Source organism: Actinomadura sp. 21ATH (genome assembly GCF_041951345.1).
Classification (GTDB): domain Bacteria; phylum Actinomycetota; class Actinomycetes; order Streptosporangiales; family Streptosporangiaceae; genus Spirillospora.
In genome coordinates this window covers 1-20,551 of the sequence record NZ_JBGNUR010000013.1, presented here as the reverse complement: position 1 = coordinate 20,551, position 20,551 = coordinate 1, and the positions used below count along the sequence as shown (strand labels likewise).

23 protein-coding genes and 2 tRNA genes are annotated in these 20,551 nt (G+C 72.1%); 18 read left to right on the top strand and 7 right to left on the bottom strand.

All coding sequences use genetic code 11. The features are described from left to right. Positions 1–127 precede the first annotated feature (127 nt). The 5 genes from rplU (at position 128) to ACA361_RS29990 (ending at position 4,740) form a co-directional block, all read left to right on the top strand. Entirely contained in the window at positions 128–442 is a 315-nt protein-coding gene (rplU, locus tag ACA361_RS30010) for a 50S ribosomal protein L21 (protein WP_375017494.1), read from the top strand. 12 nt (positions 443–454) lie between these two features. Then, a complete protein-coding gene (gene rpmA / locus ACA361_RS30005) occupies positions 455–712 on the top strand; it encodes a 50S ribosomal protein L27 (RefSeq protein WP_366625336.1) in 258 nt (85 codons plus the stop codon). An 83-nt stretch (positions 713–795) separates the two neighbouring features. After that, complete coding sequence (gene obgE / locus ACA361_RS30000; RefSeq protein ID WP_375017491.1) at positions 796–2,193, top strand: GTPase ObgE; 1,398 nt, start codon at positions 796–798, stop codon at positions 2,191–2,193. A gap of 53 nt (positions 2,194–2,246) precedes the next feature. Beyond that, positions 2,247–3,419 (top strand): glutamate 5-kinase, encoded by a 1,173-nt coding sequence (proB, locus tag ACA361_RS29995; RefSeq protein ID WP_375017489.1) that lies wholly within the window; start codon positions 2,247–2,249, stop codon positions 3,417–3,419. Positions 3,420–3,468: 49 nt separating this feature from the next. Beyond that, positions 3,469–4,740: a glutamate-5-semialdehyde dehydrogenase gene (locus ACA361_RS29990; protein ID WP_375017487.1), complete on the top strand. Its 1,272-nt coding sequence runs from the start codon at positions 3,469–3,471 to the stop codon at positions 4,738–4,740. A 25-nt stretch (positions 4,741–4,765) separates the two neighbouring features. Here ACA361_RS29990 and ACA361_RS29985 read toward each other — a convergent pair whose 3' ends face one another. Further along, entirely contained in the window at positions 4,766–5,809 is a 1,044-nt protein-coding gene (locus tag ACA361_RS29985) for a M48 family metallopeptidase (protein WP_375017485.1), read from the bottom strand. A gap of 331 nt (positions 5,810–6,140) precedes the next feature. Here ACA361_RS29985 and ACA361_RS29980 point away from each other — a divergent pair, with 331 nt between their 5' ends. The 5 genes from ACA361_RS29980 to ACA361_RS29960 all read left to right on the top strand — a co-directional run bounded on the left by ACA361_RS29980 (position 6,141) and on the right by ACA361_RS29960 (position 9,484). Beyond that, positions 6,141–7,439 (top strand): phenylacetate--CoA ligase family protein, encoded by a 1,299-nt coding sequence (locus ACA361_RS29980; protein ID WP_375017483.1) that lies wholly within the window; start codon positions 6,141–6,143, stop codon positions 7,437–7,439. Positions 7,440–7,497: 58 nt separating this feature from the next. Next, a complete protein-coding gene (gene nadD / locus ACA361_RS29975; RefSeq protein ID WP_375017481.1) occupies positions 7,498–8,109 on the top strand; it encodes a nicotinate-nucleotide adenylyltransferase in 612 nt (203 codons plus the stop codon). Positions 8,110–8,271: 162 nt separating this feature from the next. Then, positions 8,272–8,685, top strand: a complete 414-nt coding sequence (gene rsfS, locus ACA361_RS29970) for a ribosome silencing factor (protein WP_375017479.1) — start codon at positions 8,272–8,274, stop codon at positions 8,683–8,685. Next, positions 8,678–9,328 carry a histidine phosphatase family protein gene (locus tag ACA361_RS29965; RefSeq protein WP_375017477.1) on the top strand — a complete coding sequence of 217 codons (651 nt, stop codon included), beginning with the start codon at positions 8,678–8,680 and terminating at the stop codon, positions 9,326–9,328. Before rsfS ends, ACA361_RS29965 begins: the two co-directional genes overlap by 8 nt. An 83-nt stretch (positions 9,329–9,411) precedes the next feature. Then, positions 9,412–9,484, top strand: a tRNA-Ala gene (locus ACA361_RS29960). A gap of 259 nt (positions 9,485–9,743) precedes the next feature. Here ACA361_RS29960 and ACA361_RS29955 read toward each other — a convergent pair. After that, entirely contained in the window at positions 9,744–10,169 is a 426-nt protein-coding gene (locus ACA361_RS29955) for a hypothetical protein (RefSeq protein WP_375017475.1), read from the bottom strand. Between the two features lie 202 nt (positions 10,170–10,371). On the opposite strand from ACA361_RS29955, the gene ACA361_RS29950 reads away from it, so the two are divergent. From ACA361_RS29950 to ACA361_RS29935, 4 genes are all read left to right on the top strand, one after another. Then, positions 10,372–11,493 (top strand): hypothetical protein, encoded by a 1,122-nt coding sequence (locus ACA361_RS29950; RefSeq protein WP_375017473.1) that lies wholly within the window; start codon positions 10,372–10,374, stop codon positions 11,491–11,493. A gap of 55 nt (positions 11,494–11,548) precedes the next feature. Further along, positions 11,549–12,547, top strand: a complete 999-nt coding sequence (locus tag ACA361_RS29945) for an NADP-dependent oxidoreductase (protein WP_375017471.1) — start codon at positions 11,549–11,551, stop codon at positions 12,545–12,547. 55 nt (positions 12,548–12,602) lie between these two features. After that, positions 12,603–12,833, top strand: a complete 231-nt coding sequence (locus tag ACA361_RS29940; protein ID WP_375017469.1) for a hypothetical protein — start codon at positions 12,603–12,605, stop codon at positions 12,831–12,833. 79 nt (positions 12,834–12,912) lie between these two features. Further along, positions 12,913–12,985 (top strand) — tRNA-Ala (locus tag ACA361_RS29935). 52 nt (positions 12,986–13,037) lie between these two features. Here ACA361_RS29935 and ACA361_RS29930 read toward each other — a convergent pair. The 3 genes from ACA361_RS29930 to ACA361_RS29920 are packed head-to-tail and all read right to left on the bottom strand — an operon-like array spanning position 13,038 to position 15,054. Next, on the bottom strand, positions 13,038–14,135 hold the full coding sequence (locus tag ACA361_RS29930; RefSeq protein ID WP_375017467.1) for a Vms1/Ankzf1 family peptidyl-tRNA hydrolase: 1,098 nt from the start codon (positions 14,133–14,135) through the stop codon (positions 13,038–13,040). 56 nt (positions 14,136–14,191) lie between these two features. Then, positions 14,192–14,701 (bottom strand): DUF1360 domain-containing protein, encoded by a 510-nt coding sequence (locus tag ACA361_RS29925; RefSeq protein WP_375017466.1) that lies wholly within the window; start codon positions 14,699–14,701, stop codon positions 14,192–14,194. Next, the gene (locus tag ACA361_RS29920; protein ID WP_375017465.1) at positions 14,698–15,054 is read right to left on the bottom strand and encodes a VOC family protein; all 357 of its coding nucleotides are present in this window, start codon (positions 15,052–15,054) and stop codon (positions 14,698–14,700) included. Before ACA361_RS29920 ends, ACA361_RS29925 begins: the two co-directional genes overlap by 4 nt. 102 nt (positions 15,055–15,156) lie before the next feature. Here ACA361_RS29920 and ACA361_RS29915 point away from each other — a divergent pair, with 102 nt between their 5' ends. After that, positions 15,157–15,528: a DUF5709 domain-containing protein gene (locus tag ACA361_RS29915; RefSeq protein WP_375017463.1), complete on the top strand. Its 372-nt coding sequence runs from the start codon at positions 15,157–15,159 to the stop codon at positions 15,526–15,528. A gap of 76 nt (positions 15,529–15,604) precedes the next feature. Here ACA361_RS29915 and ACA361_RS29910 read toward each other — a convergent pair whose 3' ends face one another. After that, positions 15,605–15,862 carry a Rho termination factor gene (locus ACA361_RS29910; protein WP_375017461.1) on the bottom strand — a complete coding sequence of 86 codons (258 nt, stop codon included), beginning with the start codon at positions 15,860–15,862 and terminating at the stop codon, positions 15,605–15,607. Positions 15,863–15,907: 45 nt separating this feature from the next. Further along, the gene (locus ACA361_RS29905; RefSeq protein ID WP_375017459.1) at positions 15,908–16,714 is read right to left on the bottom strand and encodes an MBL fold metallo-hydrolase; all 807 of its coding nucleotides are present in this window, start codon (positions 16,712–16,714) and stop codon (positions 15,908–15,910) included. Positions 16,715–16,850: 136 nt separating this feature from the next. On the opposite strand from ACA361_RS29905, the gene ACA361_RS29900 reads away from it, so the two are divergent. From ACA361_RS29900 to ACA361_RS29890, 3 genes are all read left to right on the top strand, one after another. Further along, the gene (locus ACA361_RS29900) at positions 16,851–18,251 is read left to right on the top strand and encodes an amidase (protein ID WP_375017457.1); all 1,401 of its coding nucleotides are present in this window, start codon (positions 16,851–16,853) and stop codon (positions 18,249–18,251) included. Between the two features lie 10 nt (positions 18,252–18,261). Further along, entirely contained in the window at positions 18,262–18,465 is a 204-nt protein-coding gene (locus ACA361_RS29895) for a hypothetical protein (RefSeq protein ID WP_375017455.1), read from the top strand. Between the two features lie 871 nt (positions 18,466–19,336). Then, the gene (locus ACA361_RS29890) at positions 19,337–20,032 is read left to right on the top strand and encodes a DUF6882 domain-containing protein (protein WP_375017453.1); all 696 of its coding nucleotides are present in this window, start codon (positions 19,337–19,339) and stop codon (positions 20,030–20,032) included. Positions 20,033–20,551 lie beyond the last annotated feature (519 nt).

Genomic DNA, 20,551 nt, shown 5'->3' with positions numbered 1-20,551 from the left:
CCGGGCCGTACGGCCCGGTGTGCCGCCCTCGGCCCCGGCCGGGGGTAGGCCCCCGCCCGGGGGCTGGTGAAGACCACGCGCGGGACCGGTTCAGTCCGGAAGCGCGCGCAGACGAAGGGTTTCCGCGGTGTACGCGATTGTCCGCGCAGGCGGCAGGCAGGAGAAGGTGGCCGTCGACGACGTGCTCACCGTCGACAAGCTGGCGGGCGAGGCCGGTTCGACGGTCACGTTCCCGGCCCTTCTCGTCGTGGACGGCGACGACGTCGTCAGCTCCGCGGCCGAGCTCGCCAAGTACCAGGTGACGGCCGAGATCCTCGGCGCCGTCAAGGGTCCGAAGATCAACATCATGCACTACCGGAACAAGACCGGGTACAAGCGGCGGATGGGTCACCGCCAGCCGTACACCGAGGTCAAGATCACCGGTATCAAGTCCGGGAAGTAGGGAGCGTAGAAAATGGCACACAAGAAGGGCGCGTCGTCCAGCCGTAACGGCCGCGACTCCAACGCCAAGCGCCTGGGTGTCAAGCGCTTCGGCGGCCAGCTCGTCAACGCCGGCGAGATCATCGTCCGGCAGCGCGGCACCCACTTCCACCCGGGCCTGAACGTGGGCCGCGGTGGCGACGACACGCTGTTCGCGCTCACCGCGGGCACGGTCGAGTTCGGCCGCTACCGCGGCCGCAACGCGGTCAGCATCGTCCCGCCGGCGGAGTAATCCGCCTTCGGAAGACGTTTTCACAGGGGCGGACCTCTTCTGGTCCGCCCCTGTTCTCTGTTCTACAAGCGTGGGGAGTGACCGTGGCCGCAGGAGCCGGATCCGGTGCGCAGTTCGTGGACCGGGTGGTGCTGCACGTCGCCGCAGGCAGCGGCGGGAACGGCTGCGCCTCGGTCCACCGGGAGAAGTTCAAGCCGCTGGGCGGCCCGGACGGCGCCAACGGCGGCCGCGGCGGGAACGTGGTGCTGGAGGTCGACTCCAACGCCGCGAGCCTGCTGGACTACCACCGCCGCCCGCACCGCAAGGCGGGGAACGGCAAGCCGGGCCAGGGCGGGCATCGCACCGGCGCCGACGGCGCCGACGTCGTGCTGCCCGTCCCGGACGGGACGGTCGTCAAGAACACCGCCGGGGAGGTCCTGGCCGACCTGGTCGGGGAGGGCACCCGGTTCGTGGTCGCGCAGGGCGGCAAGGGCGGGCTCGGCAACGCCGCGCTGGCCACCGCCAAGCGCAAGGCGCCCGGGTTCGCGCTGCTGGGCGAGCCGGGCGACGCGGGCGACGTGGTGCTGGAGCTCAAGAGCGTCGCGGACGTGGCGCTGGTGGGCTTCCCGAGCGCGGGCAAGTCGTCGCTGATCGCCGCGCTGTCCGCGGCCAAGCCCAAGATCGCCGACTATCCGTTCACCACGCTGATCCCCAACCTCGGGGTGGTCAGCGCGGGCGACACCACGTTCACCGTCGCGGACGTGCCGGGCCTGATCGAGGGCGCCAGCGAGGGCCGCGGCCTGGGGCTGGAGTTCCTGCGGCACATCGAGCGGTCCTCGACGCTCGCGCACGTGCTGGACTGCGCCACGCCGGAGCCGGGCCGCGACCCGGTCAGCGACTTCGAGGTGATCGAGCGGGAGCTCCAGGCGTACGACCGGGTCCTCGGCGACCGGCCGCTGTCGGACCGGCCGCGGATCGTCGTCCTGAACAAGGTGGACGTCCCGGACGCCCGCGACCTCGCCGACCTGGTGCGGCCCGAGTTCGAGGCGCGCGGGCTGCGCGTGTTCGAGGTGTCGGCCGCCACCCACGAGGGGCTGCGCGAGCTGTCGTTCGCGATGGCCGAGATGGTCACCGAGTTCCGCGCCTCCCTGCCCGCGCCCGAGCCGACGCGGCTGGTCATCCGGCCGGAGCCGGTCGGCGGCAAGGCCGACTTCGAGGTACGGCCCGCGGGCGAGAACACGTACCTGATCACGGGCGACAAGCCGGTGCGCTGGCTGCGCCAGACCGACTTCTCCAACGAGGAGGCGGTGGGCTATCTGGCCGACCGCCTGGCCCGGCTGGGCGTGGAGGAGGCGCTGGCCGAGGCGGGCGCGTCCGCCGGCGCCACCGTCATGATCGGCACCCATGAGGAGTCGATCGTGTTCGACTGGGAGCCGGAGCTGATCGCGGGCGAGGCCGCCCCGGGCCCGCGCGGCACCGACCGCCGCCTCGGCCACCGCTGAGCGATCACCCACCCGGCCACCGACCGCAGGACCCCCAGGACACGAGAGTGAGCATGAGCGCCGAGCAGGCAGCCGAGCAGGCGACCCGGACCGTGACCGCCGCGCCCCTGGCTCCGGCCCCGCGGCCGGAGATCGCCGCCGCGCGCCGGATCGTGGTCAAGGCGGGCTCGTCCTCGCTCACCACCCGGCAGGGCACGATCGACGCCGACCGGATCGACGCGCTGGTGGACGTGCTGGCCGCGCGCCGCCGGGCGGGCACCGAGATCGTGTTCGTGTCGTCCGGCGCGATCGCGGCCGGCCTCGGCCCCCTGGGGCTGAGCCGCCGCCCGAACGACCTCGCCACCCAGCAGGCCGCCGCCAGCGTCGGCCAGGGACTGCTGGTCGCGCGCTACACGTCCTCGTTCGCCCGGTACGGCTTCACCGTGGGCCAGGTGCTGCTCACCGCCGACGACATGATCCGCCGGGTGCACCACCGCAACGCCTCCCGGGCGCTGGGCCAGCTGCTCCACCTCGGCATCGTGCCGATCGTGAACGAGAACGACACCGTCGCCACCGACGAGATCAGGTTCGGCGACAACGACCGGCTGGCCGCGCTGGTCGCCCATCTGACCAGGGCGGACGCGCTGGTCCTGCTGTCGGACGTGGACGCGCTCTACACCGGCGACCCGAGCCGGCCGGGGTCCCGCCGGATCGCCGACGTGCGCGGGCCGGCCGACCTGGCGGGCGTGGAGCTGGGCGGGTCCGGCCGGGTCGGCACCGGCGGCATGATCACCAAGGTGGAGGCGGCCCGGATCGCCGGGATCCCGGTGGTGCTGACCGACGCCGCCTCGGCCGCGCACGCGCTCGCCGGCGACGCGGTGGGCACGTACTTCCACCCGGGGGACGGGCGGCGGCGCTCCACGCGGCACCTGTGGCTCGCGCACGCGACCACCGGCCAGGGCCGGGTGACGCTCGACCAGGGCGCGGTGGACGCGGTCGTGAAGCGGCACAAGTCGCTGCTGCCCGCCGGCGTCACCGGCGTCCAGGGCGACTTCGCGGCCGGCGACCCCGTCGACCTGTGCGGCGCCGACGGCCGGGTGGTGGCGCGCGGCCTGGTCAACTACGACGCGGGCGAGATCCCCAACCTGATGGGCCGTTCCACCCGGTGGCTGGCCCGGGAGCTGGGACCCGAATACGAGCGCGAGATCATCCACCGCGACGATCTCGTGGTGCTCGCGGCCGACTGATCTGCACGAGCACACGAGCCATCCAGACGACCGACTGACGAAGGAGCCGGTGATGGGCGAGCAGGACCGGGAACGCGAGGAGTTCCTGCGGGTGGCGGGCCGCGCCAGGGACGCGGCGGCCGGGCTGGCGCCGCTGCCGAGGGCGGCCAAGGACGCCGCCCTGCACGCGATCGCCGACGCGCTGGTCGCCGCCGCGCCGGAGATCGTCAAGGCCAACGAGGGCGATGTGGCGCGCGCCCGCGAGGCCGGCACCTCCGAGTACATGATCGACCGGCTGAGCCTGTCGGAGGCGCGGATCGCCGCGATCGCCGACGCCGTCCGCAAGGTCGCGGCGCTGCCCGACCCGGTCGGCGAGACCGTCCGCGGCAACGTCCTGCCGAACGGCCTGGACCTGCGCCAGATCCGCGTCCCGCTCGGCGTCGTCGGGATCATCTACGAGGGCCGCCCGAACGTCACCGTCGACGCCGCCGCGCTCTGCCTCAAGAGCGGGAACGTGGCGATGCTGCGCGGCTCGTCCTCGGCGTACGAGTCCAACTCGGTGCTGGTGAACGTCATGCAGGGCGCGCTCGCGGGCACCGACGTGCCGCAGGACGCCGTCCAGCTCGTCCCGGGCACCACCCGCGAGTCGGTCAAGCACCTGATGCGCGCCCGCGGCCTGGTGGACGTGCTGATCCCGCGCGGCGGCGCGTCGCTGATCAACTCGGTGGTGGAGGAGTCCACCGTGCCGGTGATCGAGACCGGGGTGGGCAACTGCGCGGTGTACGTGGACGCCGCCGCCGACGTGGACCAGGCCGTCGAGATCCTGCTCAACGCCAAGACGCAGCGGCCGTCGGTGTGCAACGCCGCCGAGACGTTCCTGGTGCACGCGGACATCGCGCCCGCGTTCCTCCCGAAGGCCCTGGAGGCGCTGCGCGGCGCGGGCGTCACCGTGCACGGCGACGAGCGGGTCCGCGCGTACGGCGACGACGTCGTGGCCGCCACCGAGGACGACTACCGCGCCGAGTACCTGTCGATGGACATCGCGGCCCGCGTCGTGGACTCCCTGGAGGACGCCGTCGCGCACATCCGCACGTACGGGTCGGGCCACACCGAGGCGATCGCGACCACCTCGCAGCAGGCGGCGAAGCGGTTCGTCGCGCTGGTCGACTCGGCCGCGGTGATGGTGAACGCGTCGACGCGGTTCACCGACGGGGAGGAGTTCGGGTTCGGCGCCGAGATCGGCATCTCCACCCAGAAGCTGCACGCCCGCGGCCCGATGGGGCTGCCGGAGCTGACCTCGACGAAGTACGTCGTCACCGGCGAGGGGCACCTCAGGGGCTGAGGCGCCCCCCCGCCGGAACGGCGGATCAGCGGGACGAGCCGTTGGTGGGGCCGCCGTCCCCGCGCCGGGTGACCCTGTCGAACAGGCCACCGGCCGCGGACGCGGCCCCCTCGGCCACGTCCCGCACCTTGCCGATGAACGGGTCGGCGCTGCGCTCCCACGACTCCTTGTAGGAGTTGGCGGCGTTGCGCGCCTCCTGCGTGAAGCTGGCGTTGCCGTCGTCGTCGCGGCGCTCGTAGTTCCCCGCCAGGATCCGCTCGTACTCGGGGCCGGTGCCCCAGCGGTCGATCTCGGCGAACCGGATCACCGCGTACGGGTGGCTCTGCGGCAGCAGGTTGAGGAACTTCAGCAGCCCGTCGCGGACGTCGCCGGCCGCGTCGTACTCGCGGGCCTGCGCCAGGAACGCCTCGGAGCTCATCTCGCGCAGCCGGACGCCGCCGGCCAGCTTCATCATGGTGCGCTTGGCCGCGTCCAGATCCTGGCCGGCAAGGAGGCCGGCCCGGTCCGAGGACAGCTCGGCCTTCCGGAACCACTCGCGCAGCCCGATGATGATCGCCGAGATCGCGATGTTGCCCAGCGGCAGCCAGGCCAGCCGGGTGCCGAGCTGGATGAGGATCTGCATCATCGTCTGGTAGACGGCGTGGCCGGACAGGATGTGGCCGACCTCGTGCCCGACGACGAACCGCAGCTCCTCGTCGTCCAGCAGGTCCAGCAGGCCCGTGTTGACCACGATGAACGGGTGGTCGGAGCCGAGCGCCATGGCGTTCGGGGTGGGGTTCTGCCGGACGTACACCTCGGGGACCTCGGGCAGGTCCAGGATGTAGCAGGTGTCGCGGACCATGTCGTGCAGGTGGTGGAACTGGTCCTCGCCCACCCGTACCGCGCCGCCCAGGAACATGAGGCGGATGGCGCGCTCGTTGAACAGGCCCGACAGGCGCTTGAGCACCACGTCGAAGCCGGAGAGGGAGCGCAGGGCGACCAGCGCCGTACGGTCCGCCGGGTGCTCGTAGGCCCGCGAGCTGATGCCGGGGAAGCGCGTGCGTGCCCGGTCCGGTGTGCTCGTCGTCATGGGGTACGCGGCGCGCTGTACCCGGCCGCTCCGCTGCCGAACGCGATCGCCGCTCCCTCCCTTCGGTCGAAGTGGCGCTGTCTCAACAGAGATACTCCCGGATCCAGTCCGGCACAGAAAGTCCGACGATCCGGCCGGGGGCAAGGTTCCCTGGCGTCAGGTACCGGTCTATTACGGCCCTTTGGTGCGAATACCTCGTACGGGGACGGGGCGGGTGCGGCAGAGTGGGGGCGTCCGCGCCCCCCGGAACGCGCACCGCTCCGGCCGGGCCGGCCTGCCGTGCACGTGTTCGGGGAAGAACCGGGATCAGCGGGGGCGCGAGGAGGCGCAGATGTTCGATCCGAAGGCCGAGGCGATGTCGCGGGACGAGCGGGCCGCGCTGCAGCGCCACCGGCTGTGGGGGCTGGTCGACCGGCTCCTGGTGGCGGGCGGGCTCCAGGCGGGCCGGCTCCGCGAGGCCGGCGTCAAGGGCGGCGCCGACGTCACGCTCGCGGAGCTGCACAGGCTGCCGTTCACCACCAAGCAGGACCTCTGGGACCACTACCCGCTCGGCATGCTTGCCGTACCGCGGGACCAGGTCGTCGCCGTGCACGGATCGACCGGGACCAGGGGCCGGCCCACCCTCGTCGGCTACACCAGGGCCGACCTCGACCTGTGGGCGGCGATGTGCGCCCGCTCCCTGGCCTGCGCGGGCGCGACCGAGCTGAGCACCGTGCACAACGCCTACGGGTACGGCCTGTTCACCGGCGGCATGGGCATCCACCAGGGCGCCGTCGCGCTGGGCGCCACCGTCGTCCCGATGTCGGGCGGGATGACCGAGCGCCAGGTCAGGATGATCGCCGACCTGCGGCCCGACGTGCTGACCTGCACGCCCGCGTACGCGCTGCGGCTCGCCGAGGCCGCGGCGGAGGCCGGCGCCGACCTGTCCTCCCTGGAGGCCGGCGTGTTCGGCGCCGAGCCCTGGTCGGAGGAGCTGCGCGCCGCGATCGAGGCCGCGCTGCCGCTCAAGGCGATGGACATCTACGGGCTCTCGGAGATCATCGGTCCCGGCGTGGCCACCGAGTGCCTGGAGCAGAACGGCCTGCACGTCAACGAGGACCACTTCATCGTCGAGGCCGTCGACCCCGCCACCGGCGAGCCGGTCGCCGAGGGCGCGCCGGGCGAGCTGGTGTTCAGCACCCCAACCAAGCAGGCGCTGCCGCTGCTGCGGTACCGGACCGGCGACCTCGCCTCGCTCGCTCACGGCGAGTGCAACTGCGGCCGCACCCTCGTCCGGATGAGCAAGATCATGGGCCGGGTGGACGACATGCTCGTCGTCCGCGGCGTCAACGTCTACCCGAGCGAGGTCGAGCGCGTCCTGCTCGGCACCGGCCTGGTCGCGCCGCACTACCAGCTCGTGCTGGACCGCCGGAAGCCCGAGCACACGGGCCTCCTGGTCGCCTGCGAGGCGGCGGGCGAGGGCGCGGAGGAGGCCGCCGCGCGGCTCGTCCAGGCCGTCCAGGCCGAGCTGGGCCTGACCGCCGACGTCCGGGTGCTGCCGGCCGGGACCGTGCCGCGCGTCGAGATCGGCAAGGCCGTCCGCGTCGTGACCTGGGAGTCCGGCCCCGCGCCACTGCCCGGCCTCGGCTAGCGGCGACCCCCGGGGGCGGTGCGGAGGCCGCTTGCGCCCCGCGGCTATTCTCGTCGTCATGACGCAAAAGCGGCGACTGGGGATCATGGGCGGCACGTTCGACCCGATCCACCACGGCCACCTGGTGGCCGCCAGCGAGGTCGCGCACGTCTTCGCGCTGGACGAGGTGGTCTTCGTGCCCACCGGGATCTCCTCGCACAAGGGCGAGCGGCGGGTCGCCGCCGCCGAGGACCGCTACCTCATGGCCGTGATCGCCACCGCGTCCAACCCGCGGTTCTCGGTCAGCCGGATCGACATCGACCGCCCCGGCCCCACGTACACCGTGGACACCCTGCGCGACATGCGCGAGCTGCACGGCCCCGACACCGAGTTCTTCTTCATCACCGGTGCCGACGCCCTCTCCAAGATGCTGACCTGGCACGACACCGGCGAGCTGTTCGAACTCGCGCACTTCATCGGCTGCACCAGGCCCGGCCACCGGCTGGCCGATCCCGGCCTCCCCAACGGCCGGGTCAGCCTGATGGAGGTGCCCGCGCTGTCGATCTCCTCGACCGAATGCCGTGACCGGGTCCGGGCGGGCGAGCCCATCTGGTATCTGGTCCCGGACGGCATCGTCCAGTACATCAACAAGCGGTCCCTCTACCGCGCCCCGGCTGACCTGCGCGGATAATCGGTCGGCCGAACGCCGTTCGGGTCATACCCTGGAAGGGAAGGGACGCGCGGGACGCACCGGACCGCGGCGGCCGCACACCACGAACAGGGGCCGCCTCCCCGAGCCCGTGAGAAGCTGGGACCGGGAACAGACCCCTACAGGGAGGATCGCGAGCGCATCGTGACCGCTACCGACAGGGCCGTACAGCTGGTCCGCACCGCCGCCGAAGCGGCGGCCGACAAGCTGGCCGACGACATTCTTGCCTACGACGTGAGCGAGCAGCTCGTCATCACCGACGCCTTCCTGCTCTGCTCCGCCCCCAGCGACCGCCAGGTCCGCGCCATCGTCGACGAGATCGAGAGGCGGCTCCGCGAAGAGGCCGGCGCCAAGCCCGTCCGCCGCGAAGGCGAGCGCGACGGCCGCTGGGTACTGCTGGACTACGCCGACGTCATCGTCCACATCCAGCACGAGGAGGACCGCGTCTTCTACGCCCTCGAACGGCTCTGGAAGGACTGCCCCCTCATCGCCCTCCCCGAGGACGTCAACGCCCACTCGGCGCAGCGCCGCCGCACCGTCGGGAGCGCCAGTGAGTGACCGCGTCCCCGGCAAGCGCCGGGTCGTGCTCTGGCGCCACGGCCAGACCTCCTGGAACGTCGAGAACCGCTTCCAGGGCAAGACCGACATCCCCCTGGACGAGACCGGCGTCCAGCAGGCCCAGCGCGCCGCCCGGCTCCTCGCCGCGCTCAGCCCCACCGCCCTCCTCGCCTCCCCCCTCCAGCGCGCCGCCGCCACCGGCCAGGCGCTCGCCGACATCACCGGCCTGGAGATCCGCTACGACCGCGACCTGGTCGAGCGCGACGGCGGCGAATGGGAGGGCCTCACCGGCAAGGAGATCCGCGAGCGCTACCCCGCCGCGCACGCAGCCTGGCAGCCCCCCGGCGGCGAGACCAGCGCCCAGGTCGCCAAACGCGTCGGCACCGCCCTCGAACGCGCCCTCGAGACCCTCCCGCCCACCGGAGTCCTCGTCGTCGCCTCCCACGGCGCCGCCCTCCGCCTCGGCATGTCCCACCTCCTCGGCCTCCCCGAGGACCTCTGGGAACGCCTCGGCGGCCTCTCCAACTGCTGCTGGTCCGTACTCGGCGAGATGCGCGACGGCGGATGGCGGCTCGTCGAGCACAACGCCGGCACCCTCCCCGAGCCCGTCATGAGCGACGACCGCACCGAGAACGGCACCTGACCGGCGACAAACCGATTCGAGTACCGCCGCCATCTCCTATACACTGGCGGAGCGCTGCGGGATGAGAGTCCACGCAGCCGCACGGGGCTATGGCGCAGTTGGTAGCGCGCCTCCATGGCATGGAGGAGGTCTGGGGTTCGAATCCCCATAGCTCCACTCGGAGGTGGGAGGAGTGTGTCCGCGGAAGGCGCGGACCGCTCCTCCTCGTCATGTTGGCCCAGGGGGGCGACCCCCTGGAACCCCCGGTGTGGGGGCTCCGCCCCCACGTGCGGGGTTGCGGTTTGCGGGCACGAGGGCTCGGGTCTTCAACGCGCGGTCCACGTGCGGGTTGCGGTTGGCGGTCATCTTTCTCTGCGAGCCTGGGGCGTTCGGGTCTTCAGTGCGCGATCCACGTGGGGCGCGGGAGGGGCGCACCTCAAATGTCGTAGAAGGGGATGCAGGTGATGTCGTAGAAGGCGTTCGAGTCGGTGCTCGCCTCTACGATCTCGTTCCAGTTGCCGCCGTGGCGGGCGTACATCCACTCGATCGTCGGGCCCTGGGGGCTGCCGTAGCGGGCCTTGTTCCGCTCTTCCAGCTTGCGGACGTCCTTGACCTTCATCTTGCTGCGGACCAGGGCCTTCGCCTCGTTGCGCTTGGGGACCATGGCGCGGGCGATCTCCTGCTCGGAGCGGCCCTGGATGCGCATCCGGTTGATCTCGACGTCCATCGCCTCCAGGCGGTCCAGGTACGACTGGCGGACCTGGCAGTTGTGCACCCAGTCGTCGGCCGGGCCCACACCGGTCCACATGGAGAGCGCGAACGATCCGGGGAGCAGGAGGATCGAGGCGACCAGGCGGCGCATGCAACTGAACCTTTCGAGACGCTGGGGGGACGACGTCGGGGCTCGGCCCCCTGCAACTTTGTCAGACGATCGTCCTGAACCCCAGTAGGTTGACCATGTGACCGAAAAGCGCGCTTCTGTGGGTTTTGCCGGTGTGGTCGGTGCGCTGGCGGGGGCGGCCCTGGCGGGGCATCGGGGGGCCCGGGCCGCCGGGATCGGGGCCGTGGTGGGGGCCGTCGGGCTCGGTCTCTCGGAGGCCGTCGCCCGGAAGCGGCAGAAGCCGGGGGAGATTCCCGCCCTGTGGCAGCGCATCGCCGTCAGCGGGGCCCTGGCCGCGCCGGCGGGGTGGCTGGCCGGGCGGCGGTTCTCCTCTCTGGTGGTGGGCGGTGCCGCTGGGGCCGTCGCGGGGAGCATGGGGCTGCGGCCCGAGAAGGTCGCCCTGGGGCCCGTCGTGGGAGCCGCGGTGGGCGGGCTCGGGGCGCCGCCGGCCGTGGCGGCGACCGGGGCCGTCGTGGGGTTCCGGGTGCTTTCCGCGCTGATCTTCCGGGAGGCGCAGGTCAGCCTCCTGGCGGAGCAGGTCCCCGCGGAGTCGCTGCCGTTCGTGGTGCCGCTGGAGGCCCGCTCGCGGTACGTGGGGACCGGGTACGTGAGGGAGCTGGCCGAGGTCCTGGGCGGCACCTACACGGCCGACGCGCCCGTGGGGATCGTCGAGTCGCTGGACGAGCTGGCCGGGCCCGAGTTCGCGCCGGACGGCGTCGATCCGCTGGTCCGGGAGTTCTACGAGCACACGGCCCGGTTCCGGCTCGACATCGTTCCCGAGTGGCGGACGTGGGTCCGGCCCGGCTATCTGCTCTACCGGTACCTGCTGGCCAAGCCGCTGGGGCAGGCGAGCGTGCCGATGAACCAGCGGGAGGTGATGCGGGGCGTGGTGGGGCGGATCGACACGGTCGTGCGGGAGAAGGAGACCGTGCGCGGGTGGATCCGGTCCTACGCCGATGATGACGAGCCCATCTACGTGGGGATCTACACGACGTATCGGGACGGGGAGCGGGGGTACGTGAGCGTCGGGTTCCCGCTGCCCCAGGCCAGTTTCACGGCGACCCTGGTGCCTCGGGCCCGGGAAGGGGGAGGGCTCGTCCTGACGAGTGAGAGTTCGCTGGAGCATCCGGGGCACTATCTGACGTTCGTGGACCCGGAGACACGGGAGCTGACCGCGCTGGCGGTGCACGGGTTCGGGGAGACCCTGGACGTGTTCGTGGAGGACGGGGAACTGCGGGCCTCGCACGCGTTCTCGGTGTTCGGAATGCCGTTTCTTGTGCTGCGCTATCGGATGACGCGCAAGTGACTGTCGGTGGTCGGTCGTATCCTGTGTGTCAACGCTTGATGTGGAGGTGGCGCGCGTGATCGGTCGTGAGGTTCGGCTCGTGGCCCGGCCCGTGGGGGAGCCGGATCCGTCCGACTTCGAGGTGGCGGAGGTCGAGGCCAGGGAGCCGGGAGAGGGGGAGGTCCTCGTCCGGAACGGCTGGATCTCCGTCGATCCGTACATGCGGGGGCGGATGAACGACGTGAAGTCGTACACGCCGCCGTTCCGGCTCGGGGAGCCGATGGAGGGCGGCGCGGTCGGGACCGTGGTGGCCTCGCGGGGGAAGATCCCTGAGGGCGCCACCGTTCTGCACGGGCTCGGCTGGCGGGAGTACGCGACGCTGGACGCCTCGTCCGTGCGGGTCGTCGACGCGGAGAAGGCGCCGCCGCAGGCTTATCTCGGGGTGCTGGGGATGACCGGGCTCACGGCGTACGCGGGGCTCACCGAGGTCGCGCCGGTGCGGGAGGGCGACGTCGTCTTCGTGTCGGGGGCGGCGGGGGCCGTGGGCAGCGTCGCGGGCCAGATCGCGCGGCGGCTGGGCGCGTCGCGGGTGATCGGGTCCGCGGGCGGGCCGGCGAAGACCGCGAAACTGCTGGACGACTTCGGGTTCGACGCGGCGATCGACTACCGGGAGGGCGAGCTGGAGCGGCAGCTGGCCGCGGCGGCGCCGGACGGGATCGACGTGTACTTCGACAATGTCGGCGGCGATCACCTGCGGGCCGCGATCGCCGTGCTGAACACGTTCGGGCGGGTCGCCCTGTGCGGGGCGGTCTCGCAGTACAACCGGACCCGGCCCGAGCCGGGGCCCGACAACCTGTTCCAGGCGGTGGGCAAGCGGCTGACGCTGCGGGGCTTCATCGTGGGCGACCACCAGAAGCTCATGGGGGAGTACGTCCAGCGCGCCTCGGGCTGGCTGCGGCAGGGCTGCCTCCACACCGAGGAGACCGTGGTCGACGGGATCGACAACGCCGTGGACGCGTTCGTCGGGATGCTCCGGGGGCGGAACGTGGGCAAGATGCTTGTTCGATTGAAGTAGGACAAAGGGGACGAACGTACATTCCAGTGCTCGGCTGATGGTTTCATGGCGAGCTATGGGAAGGCACCGAAGAGGAAGCAAGCGCGAGGTGACGGTCGCCGACCTCATCGACGCGCTGGGCCGGTTCGATCCGCGCATGGAGGTGCGGCTCGCCACGCAGCCGCGGCTGCCTCAGGAGCACACGATCGGAGGCGTGACCGAGGCCGACGGCATGGTGTGGATCGGCGAGGCCCGGCAGCGCGGGTACGCGCCCGACGAGGTCGCGGAGCGGCTCGGGTGGCGCTGATCACCGGCTGGCCGTCCCGAGCGGTTCCCGGAGTGCACTAAGCTCTTCCTTGGCCGGACGCCGGAAACGGCGGCCACCCGGGGCTATGGCGCAGTTGGTAGCGCGCCTCCATGGCATGGAGGAGGTCTGGGGTTCGAATCCCCATAGCTCCACGCGAAAAAGGAGCGAGTCCGAACGGACTCGCTCCTTTCGCTTTGTGGCGCGTCAGTGCACCGTCGCGGGGTCGTTGTACCGCAGGACGGCGCCGACGCCGAGGGACGCGCCGGGCCCGTCGGACGGCAGGACGACCAGCTCCCCGTCCATGCAGGCCACCGCCCGGATCAGCGCGGCGTCGGCCCGTTCCTCCCGGGGCTCGTCGGCGCCGAGCTGGCGGACCTCGTCCGGCGTCATGCCGATGTGGTTGGGCTCGGGACCGACCCAGAGGCGGGCGGGCGAGTCCGGGTCGTCGTCCAGGAGCAGCGTCTGGATCTGGCCGCGCCGGACGGCCTCCACCACGGCGGGCAGGCCCGCGACCGCGCGCTCGCCGTTGGCCAGCTCGCGCTCGAAGCGCTCGGCGACGGTGAGGATCCGCTCGGTGGACTTCAGGTCGAGGATCCGGTGCAGCTCGCCGTCCAGCGCGCCGTTGTTCTCCGACTCGACCGTGTACTCCAGGACGTCCGGGGACACCTCCTCCAGCACGGCGGTACGGGCGCGGGGCTCCCCGGCGACGACCACCGCCTCGGCGCCGCAGCCGCGGGCGGCCTTGTCGACCTCCCGGCCGACCTTCTTCGCGTTGTGCTTCCAGACGTTCTCGGCCGAGCGCTGGAACCGGGACTGGTTCCAGTCACCGGCCTTGACCTTGCGGATCGGGTACTCCTCGTCCCCCGGGACGTCGATGTGCCGGTGGGTGCCGTCGTGGTCGAAGCAGTCGATCTCGCCACCCCGGCGGTCCACGACCGCGACCAGGTGCGGGAAGCGCTCGCCGCGCTCGGCCAGGAACGGGAGGATGTGGGGGAGGGGCGAGACCCGGGCGAGGTCGGCGCGGGGAGCGCCGTCGAGGCGCTCGACGCAGGTGGCCTCGCCGTCCGCCGCGAAGATCACCAGGCCCTCGGAGCGGCGCCGCTCCATCTCCCCGGTGACGATCTCCTCGACGGCGCGCAGCGTGGCGGCGGGGGCCTGCTGCGCCTTCAGTTCCTCGCGGAGCGCGCGCCATTTCAGCTCGGCGGCCTTGCCGGCGTCCTCGGTGGTGCGGGTCAGGTCCGCGTAGACCGAGACGTACGGACCGGACCGGGTGTACAGCGGCTTGAGGAAAGTCAGATCCATACGGAGGCCCTACCCGCCCCAATGGCCCCAAACGTCAAGGTAGAGGCTGCAATGTCCTAGCCCTCGGCAGATTGCTGGAGCCGGGCGTAGGCCAGCTGCAGCCAGTCCGAACCGGCCACGGCCGTCATCGTCGCGCCCGCCAGCCGGGTCGCCTCGGGCGCGAACACCAGCCCCGCCGCGTACGCCGTGGCCACCCACTGGGCCATGCAGAACGGGCAGGTGATCAGCTCGCCGACGGCGTGCCGGGCGCCGTGCCCGCGGACCTCCTCCGACAGCTCGGCGGGCCCGCCCGTACCGGCGTACCGGGTGAACGGGGCGCGCAGCGGGCTGGTCACCGGGTCCTTGGACATCAGCCGCGACAGCTTGTGCGTCGTCACGGTCATCAGCGCCAGGTCGCCCAGCCCGACGGCGCGCGGCGCGGCGCCGCGGCGGCGGGCCAGCAGCGCCAGGGCCGCGGTGGTCGTCCCGTACACGGCCAGCGTGGCCAGGTACGAGCCGAGCGGGCGGTCGGAGTCCCCCGCGTACTGCTCCTTCTGGCGGCGGGCGGTGTCGACGACGGTGTTCACGACTCTCCTTCCGGTGGGACGATCAGGCAGAACTCGTTGCCCTCCGGATCGGCCATGACCGTGGTCGGCCAGCCGTCATCGGTGAAGGGCCCGCGGACCACGGAGGCGCCCAGCCCGGTCAGCCGGGCCAGCTCGTCCTCCATGTCGGTCACGCGCAGATCGGGATGCATCCGGTTCTTGGCGGTCTTGGGCTCGGGGACCCGCTGCAGCAGCATTTGCGGCCCCTCGCCGCTCGGGTCGGTCATGGAGACGTACGGAGGGTCGTACGGCCCCCGGTCGTAGCCGAGGGCGGCCGTCCAGAAGTCGGCCAGCCGGTCGGGATCGGCGCAGTCGAGGACGAAGACGAGGCGCATGCCTGGCCTCGTACCCGCTCGTCCCGGTCGAATCCCCGGACGGGCCCCCGGGCGAATGATCCGCGCCAGGCGGGTACGCAGTCCTGGAGGAAGGGGGTACCGATGAACGAGCGTCGCACTCCGGGGCCCGAGGACGAGGGGATCCCCGATCTTCAGGACGGGACCCCGGAGCAGTACTGGGCGGAGGACCCGCAGGAGGCGCCGATCCCGGGCGACCGGCCGCTGGCCATGGACCAGTTCGGGACCACGGCCGAGGAGGTCCGCGAGGGCGAGTCGCTGGACGGCCGGCTGGCGCGGGAGGAGCCCGACGTCCCGGCGCCGGTGAACGAGCCCGCGAACCCCGCCGGGCGGCTGGTGGCCGAGGACGAGGGCGCCCATCCGGACACCGAGTCCGAAGCGGTCGCCATGGACGCCGGCGACGACGGCGGCGGCTACGACCCCGAGGAGCGCGCCATGCGGATCGACGAGGAGTAGCCGGGAAGACGAGGAGTATCCGGGAACGGAACGGGCCCCGGGACGGATCCGCCCCGGGGCCCGTTCCGTTCCCGGATCAGTGGTTCCGCAGCGCCTTGACGAGCTCCGACTTGTTCATCGAGGAGCGGCCCTGGACGCCGATCTCGCGCGCCCGGCGCATCAGCTCGTCCTTGGACCAGTCGTCGTAGCTCGGGCTCTTGCCGCCCTTACGGCCGACCTTCTTGGAGCCCTGACCGGCCGAGGCGTTGGCGATGCGCGCGGCCTTCTCCTTGCTCTCGCCCTTGTCGCGCAGCTTCTGGTACTTCTTCTCGTCCTTGATCTGAGCTCTCGGCATACGTGAAACCCTCCTTTGACGGTTTCCGTACCCGGCATGTCCGTTTCACACATTGACGAACGGCTCCGGCAGGTGCGGCGCGGCGATGGCGCCGCCGCTCTCGCGCATCCGGCGGATGAGCGCCGCGCGGGTCCGCGCGGCGGTCTCGGCGTCCTCGTCGTGCAGGTACCGCACCTCCGGATCGGCCAGCTGGACGGGATGCAGGATCACGTCGCCCGCCACCACCAGCCGGTCCTCGCCGAGCATCACCGACTGGTGCCCCGGGGTGTGGCCGGGCGTCGGCACCACCTCGATCTCCTCGGCCAGCCGCGCGTTCCCCTTGACCATGTCCAGGGCGCCCGCCTCGCGCAGCGGCTTGACGATCTTTTCCAGCACGGCGCCGCCCTCCCGCCTGATCCAGCGGACCTCGTCCTCCTGGACGACGTGCCGCGCGTTCGGGAACACCGGCTTCCCGTCCACGACCGCGCCGCTCGCGTGGTCGCTGTGCAGGTGCGTCAGCACCACCGTGTCGACGTCATCCGGCGCGACCGCCGCCTCCTCCAGCGCGGCGGCCAGCGCCCCGGGCACCGGCGCCCAGGACGCGGCGGGGGAGTGCTCCGCACCGATGCCGGTGTCCACCAGCACGGTCGGGCCGCCGGGGACGCGCAGCAGGAAGCAGTGGAAGTGCAGCACCCACTCGCCCTCCGGCCCGAACGCGGCGGGCTGCTCGGCCCGCATGCGCTCCCAGTGCCGGGGCCGCGTACCAGGGAAGGTCTCGTCCAGGGGGCGCCGCAGCGCCTCGCCCATCGGGCCCACCGCGTCGCAGAGCGGGATGACTTCGACGCCGGAAACGATCCTTGGTTTCTCGTGCATGACGCCACCCTCCCAGGAACGCCCCACCCAGCAGCAAACGCGAACGTACGGGACGGCCGTCCGCCCTCTTCCCGCCGCCGACCCCCCGTTGCTAGCCTCCGCTGAAGATCGTTCCAAGCCCCCGGAAGGACCTCGGATGGAGACGCCCCGCACCCTGACCGAGGCCGCCGAGGCGCTCCGCACCGGGGCCGCCACCAGCGTCGCGCTGACCGAACGCGCCATCGCGACCGCCGACCGCCTGGACGGCGCGCTCGGCACCTACCTCGCCCGGTTCGACGAGGCCGCGCTCGCCGCCGCCGAACGCGCCGACCGCGAACTCGCCGCGGGCCGCGACCGCGGCCCCCTGCACGGCGTCCCGTTCGGCGTGAAGGACATCATTGCCGTCGCAGAAGGGCCGACCACCGCGCAGAGCCTCGTCCTCGACCCCGGGTGGGGCGCCGGCCGCGACGCGCCCGTCACCGCCCGCCTGAAGGCCGCCGGCGCCGTGATCACCGGCAAGGTGACCACGATGGAGTTCGCCTGCGGCATGCCCGACTTCGCCAAGCCGTTCCCCGTGCCGCGCAACCCCTGGGACACCGGAACCTGGGCGGGCGGCTCCAGCTCCGGTACGGGCAGCGGCGTCGCCGCCGGGATGTTCTACGCCGGCCTGGGCACCGACACCGCCGGCAGCATCCGCATCCCCGCCGCGTTCTGCGGCATCACCGGCCTGATGCCCACGTTCGGCCGGGTCCCCAAATCGGGCGTCGCGCCGCTCGGCTACAGCCTCGACCACGTCGGCCCCATGGCCCGCAGCGCCCGCGACTGCGCCGCCGTCCTGGACGCCATCGCCGGCGCCCACCCCAGCGACCCCGACAGCGTCGACCTGCCGTACGAGCCGCCCCTTCTCGACGGCTCCCTGGAGGGCGTCCGGATCGGCGTCGTCCGCGAGCACCACTTCCCCGACGGCCACGACCCCGCCGTCGGCCCCGCGTACGACACCGCTCTCGACGTTCTCGCCGCGAAGGGCGCCGCCCTCACTGAGATCACGCTGCCGTACTGGTACGAGATGCTCATGGCGAACGTCGTCACGCTCAGCTCCGAGGCGCTGGCGTACCACCGCAACGACCTGTCCGCCCGCTGGGAGGACTACGGCGATGCCACCCGCGCGACCCTCGCCCGCGCCGCCGCGATCACCGGCGCCGACTACGTCCAGGCCCAGCGCGTCCGCCGGGTCGCCCAGGACGCGGTGGAGCGCCTGTTCGACGACCTCGACGTGATCGTCGCCCCGACCACCTCGGCCGGCGCGCCCCGCTACGACGACATCGTCCCCGAAGAGGGCCCGATCGACGTCGGCGAGGTCTTCACCCACATCCACACCATGCACTGGGACTGCGTCGGCAACCCCGTCCTGGCCGCCCCCATGGGCGCCACCGCCGGCGGCCTCCCGCTCTCGATCCAGTTCGCCGGCCCCGCCTGGGGCGAGGCCGCGATCCTGCGCGCCGCCGACGCGTACCAGACCGCCACCGACTGGCACCTGCGCGTGCCGCCCACCCCCTGAGGAGCCGACCATGGACGTCGAAGAGACCCGCCGGCTGATGGCGCGCTCCGGCCTGACCCCCACCGACGCCGAACTGGCCGCCTTCGCCGCCGCCTTCGACATGCAGCGGGCGGGGATCGACCTCCTCTACGCCGTCCCGGAGGCCCGCTACGCCGACCCGGCGCTCCGCTTCCGGGCGGGCGCGAGGATGTCCTCCTGGACCGAGGACGAGTAGCGACCCTCCTCCGGAACGGCGGCCGTACTGCCACGGCCCGTGCCGGAACGAACGCGACCGCACGCCCGAGCCGCCCACCTCGGACGTGCTCCGGACGCGGCTGAGACGTGGCCGTACAACCGGCCCGCCCGACCGCCGGCGCGCATACCGCCTCGACTCAGGTGCGCACGGGGGTAGCCGCCTTCGACCAGGCTCCCAGCCGAGTCCTTGGCGTCGAGATGCGCGGGACGAGAACGCTGGCCCCGGCGCCGGCGAGTACCGCCCCGCGAACGAGGGTCCCAGCCAAGTCCGCCACGTCGAGACAGGCGGGACAAGATCGCTGCCCCCGACTGCCGGCGAGCGCGCCCGCACGAACAAGGCCCTAAGCGAGCTCGCGAAACGTCGAGATACGCGCGACGAGGAGGCTTGCCCGACCGCCGGCGAGTGCACCTGCACGAACGACGCTTGAACCGCGCCCGCGAGGCCGAGACGCGTGAGACGGGACGTTGGGCCCGGCTGTGGCGGGTGCACCGGCACAAACGACGGGCTGCCCTGCCCCTATCGCCTCCAGAGGGACGCGACCCGATCGGCAGAGAGGCCGTCGACCTTCGACGCCTCGCGGCGGCAACGTCCGTCCCCACCTGGTGGTCGACTTCCGCCGGCCGTTCGGCTTCAGGGCCTGGCACAGGGACCTCCGCTATACGGCGACATCGTCCGTCCCCATGCTGCGCCGAAGCCCTTCAGGCCGCTTCGCTGCCGCTCCGCGTGGACCACATCCCTCATCGGTGCCCGGCCGACGGCCCTCCAGGCCCGCCGACCACGCTGCGCGGCCGCAGACGGTGCGGTACCGCACCCCGACGACGGTTGCCGTCCGCCACTATGCTGCAGCTCTATGTCACGACAGAACGCCTATAGTCCGGCATTCGACGCGTTCGGGGCGGAAATCTCCGCCGCCGCGATCCAGCGCCAAGACGTCCTGCGGACATTCCTGGGCACCGAGCGCCGTACTCCCGACCTCGAAACCCGCACGCTGACCGGCGGCGGTACGACGGTCGGCGGCCTGACCCGGCTGGGCAGCTTCTCCCACCTGACCCAGACCTGGCTGTGGAGCTGGGCGAACCCCAACTTCGACTGGGACCACCCCGCCGTCGCGCCGCTACGCACCGTCCACGAGTACGGCGAGCAGCACGGCATCCCCGAACTCACCACCGGCCACCTCGACTTCGCCGGCTTCCCCGACCCCCACCAGGCCGCCGTCACCATGGCCATCGCGGCCGGCTACCTCCTCGACGGCAACGGCGTCTGGTTCTGCGACATCAACGAGGGCAAGGGCGCGGCGTACGTGCACCTCGACGACCCCGGCCTGCCGACCTCCGACTTCGATCCCGCCGCCGCATCGAGCGTCCTGCCCGCCGCGGTCCAGGTCTTTCCCGACGACCACCGCCGGGTCGTCCGCGGCTACTTCGAACGCTGCGACGTCCCTTACGAGGAGACCGCCGACACCATCACCGGCGGTGACGTCCACGCCGCCTTCGACCGGAACGGCCGCCTGGAGCAGGTGACCGCTGCTCCGGTGAACCGCGCGTGACCTGCGGGTTTAGAGCGGAGGTACGCGGGGGAGTCGAGTTGACGATCGGTCCTTGATTATCTAATGTTCTTCCTGCCCCAAGGGGATGCGGGACGCCGACAGGCGGACGGCCCCGGGGGAAGACCCTCAGAGAAAACGGTTCGAAGCTCGCTTCGGGCCGAGGTACTCTGGAGAGGTCAGCCCAGACGGGATGCAGGACACCGCAAGGTGGCCGGCCCGAGGGACTCCACCGAACGATCGGCACGGGCCGCGCAAGCTGCCCGGGATGACGCACGGTGGACTGGGCGAGGTTCCCGAAGATCGATCCCCAGCGGGCCGGTTGACAGGAACGAAGATCCTGGTAAGTTAGAAGGGTTGCCCCGGAGTCCGGGCCTGCGAGAGTGGGTCGGGCGCGGTGGGTGTCCGTTTCTTGAGAACTCAACAGCGTGTTAAAAGCCAGTGCCTTTATCGGTTCGGTTCATTGGTGACCGGACCGCCCCGTGGCCATCGAGTGTTTCTTGGTGGTCGGGGATTTCTTTG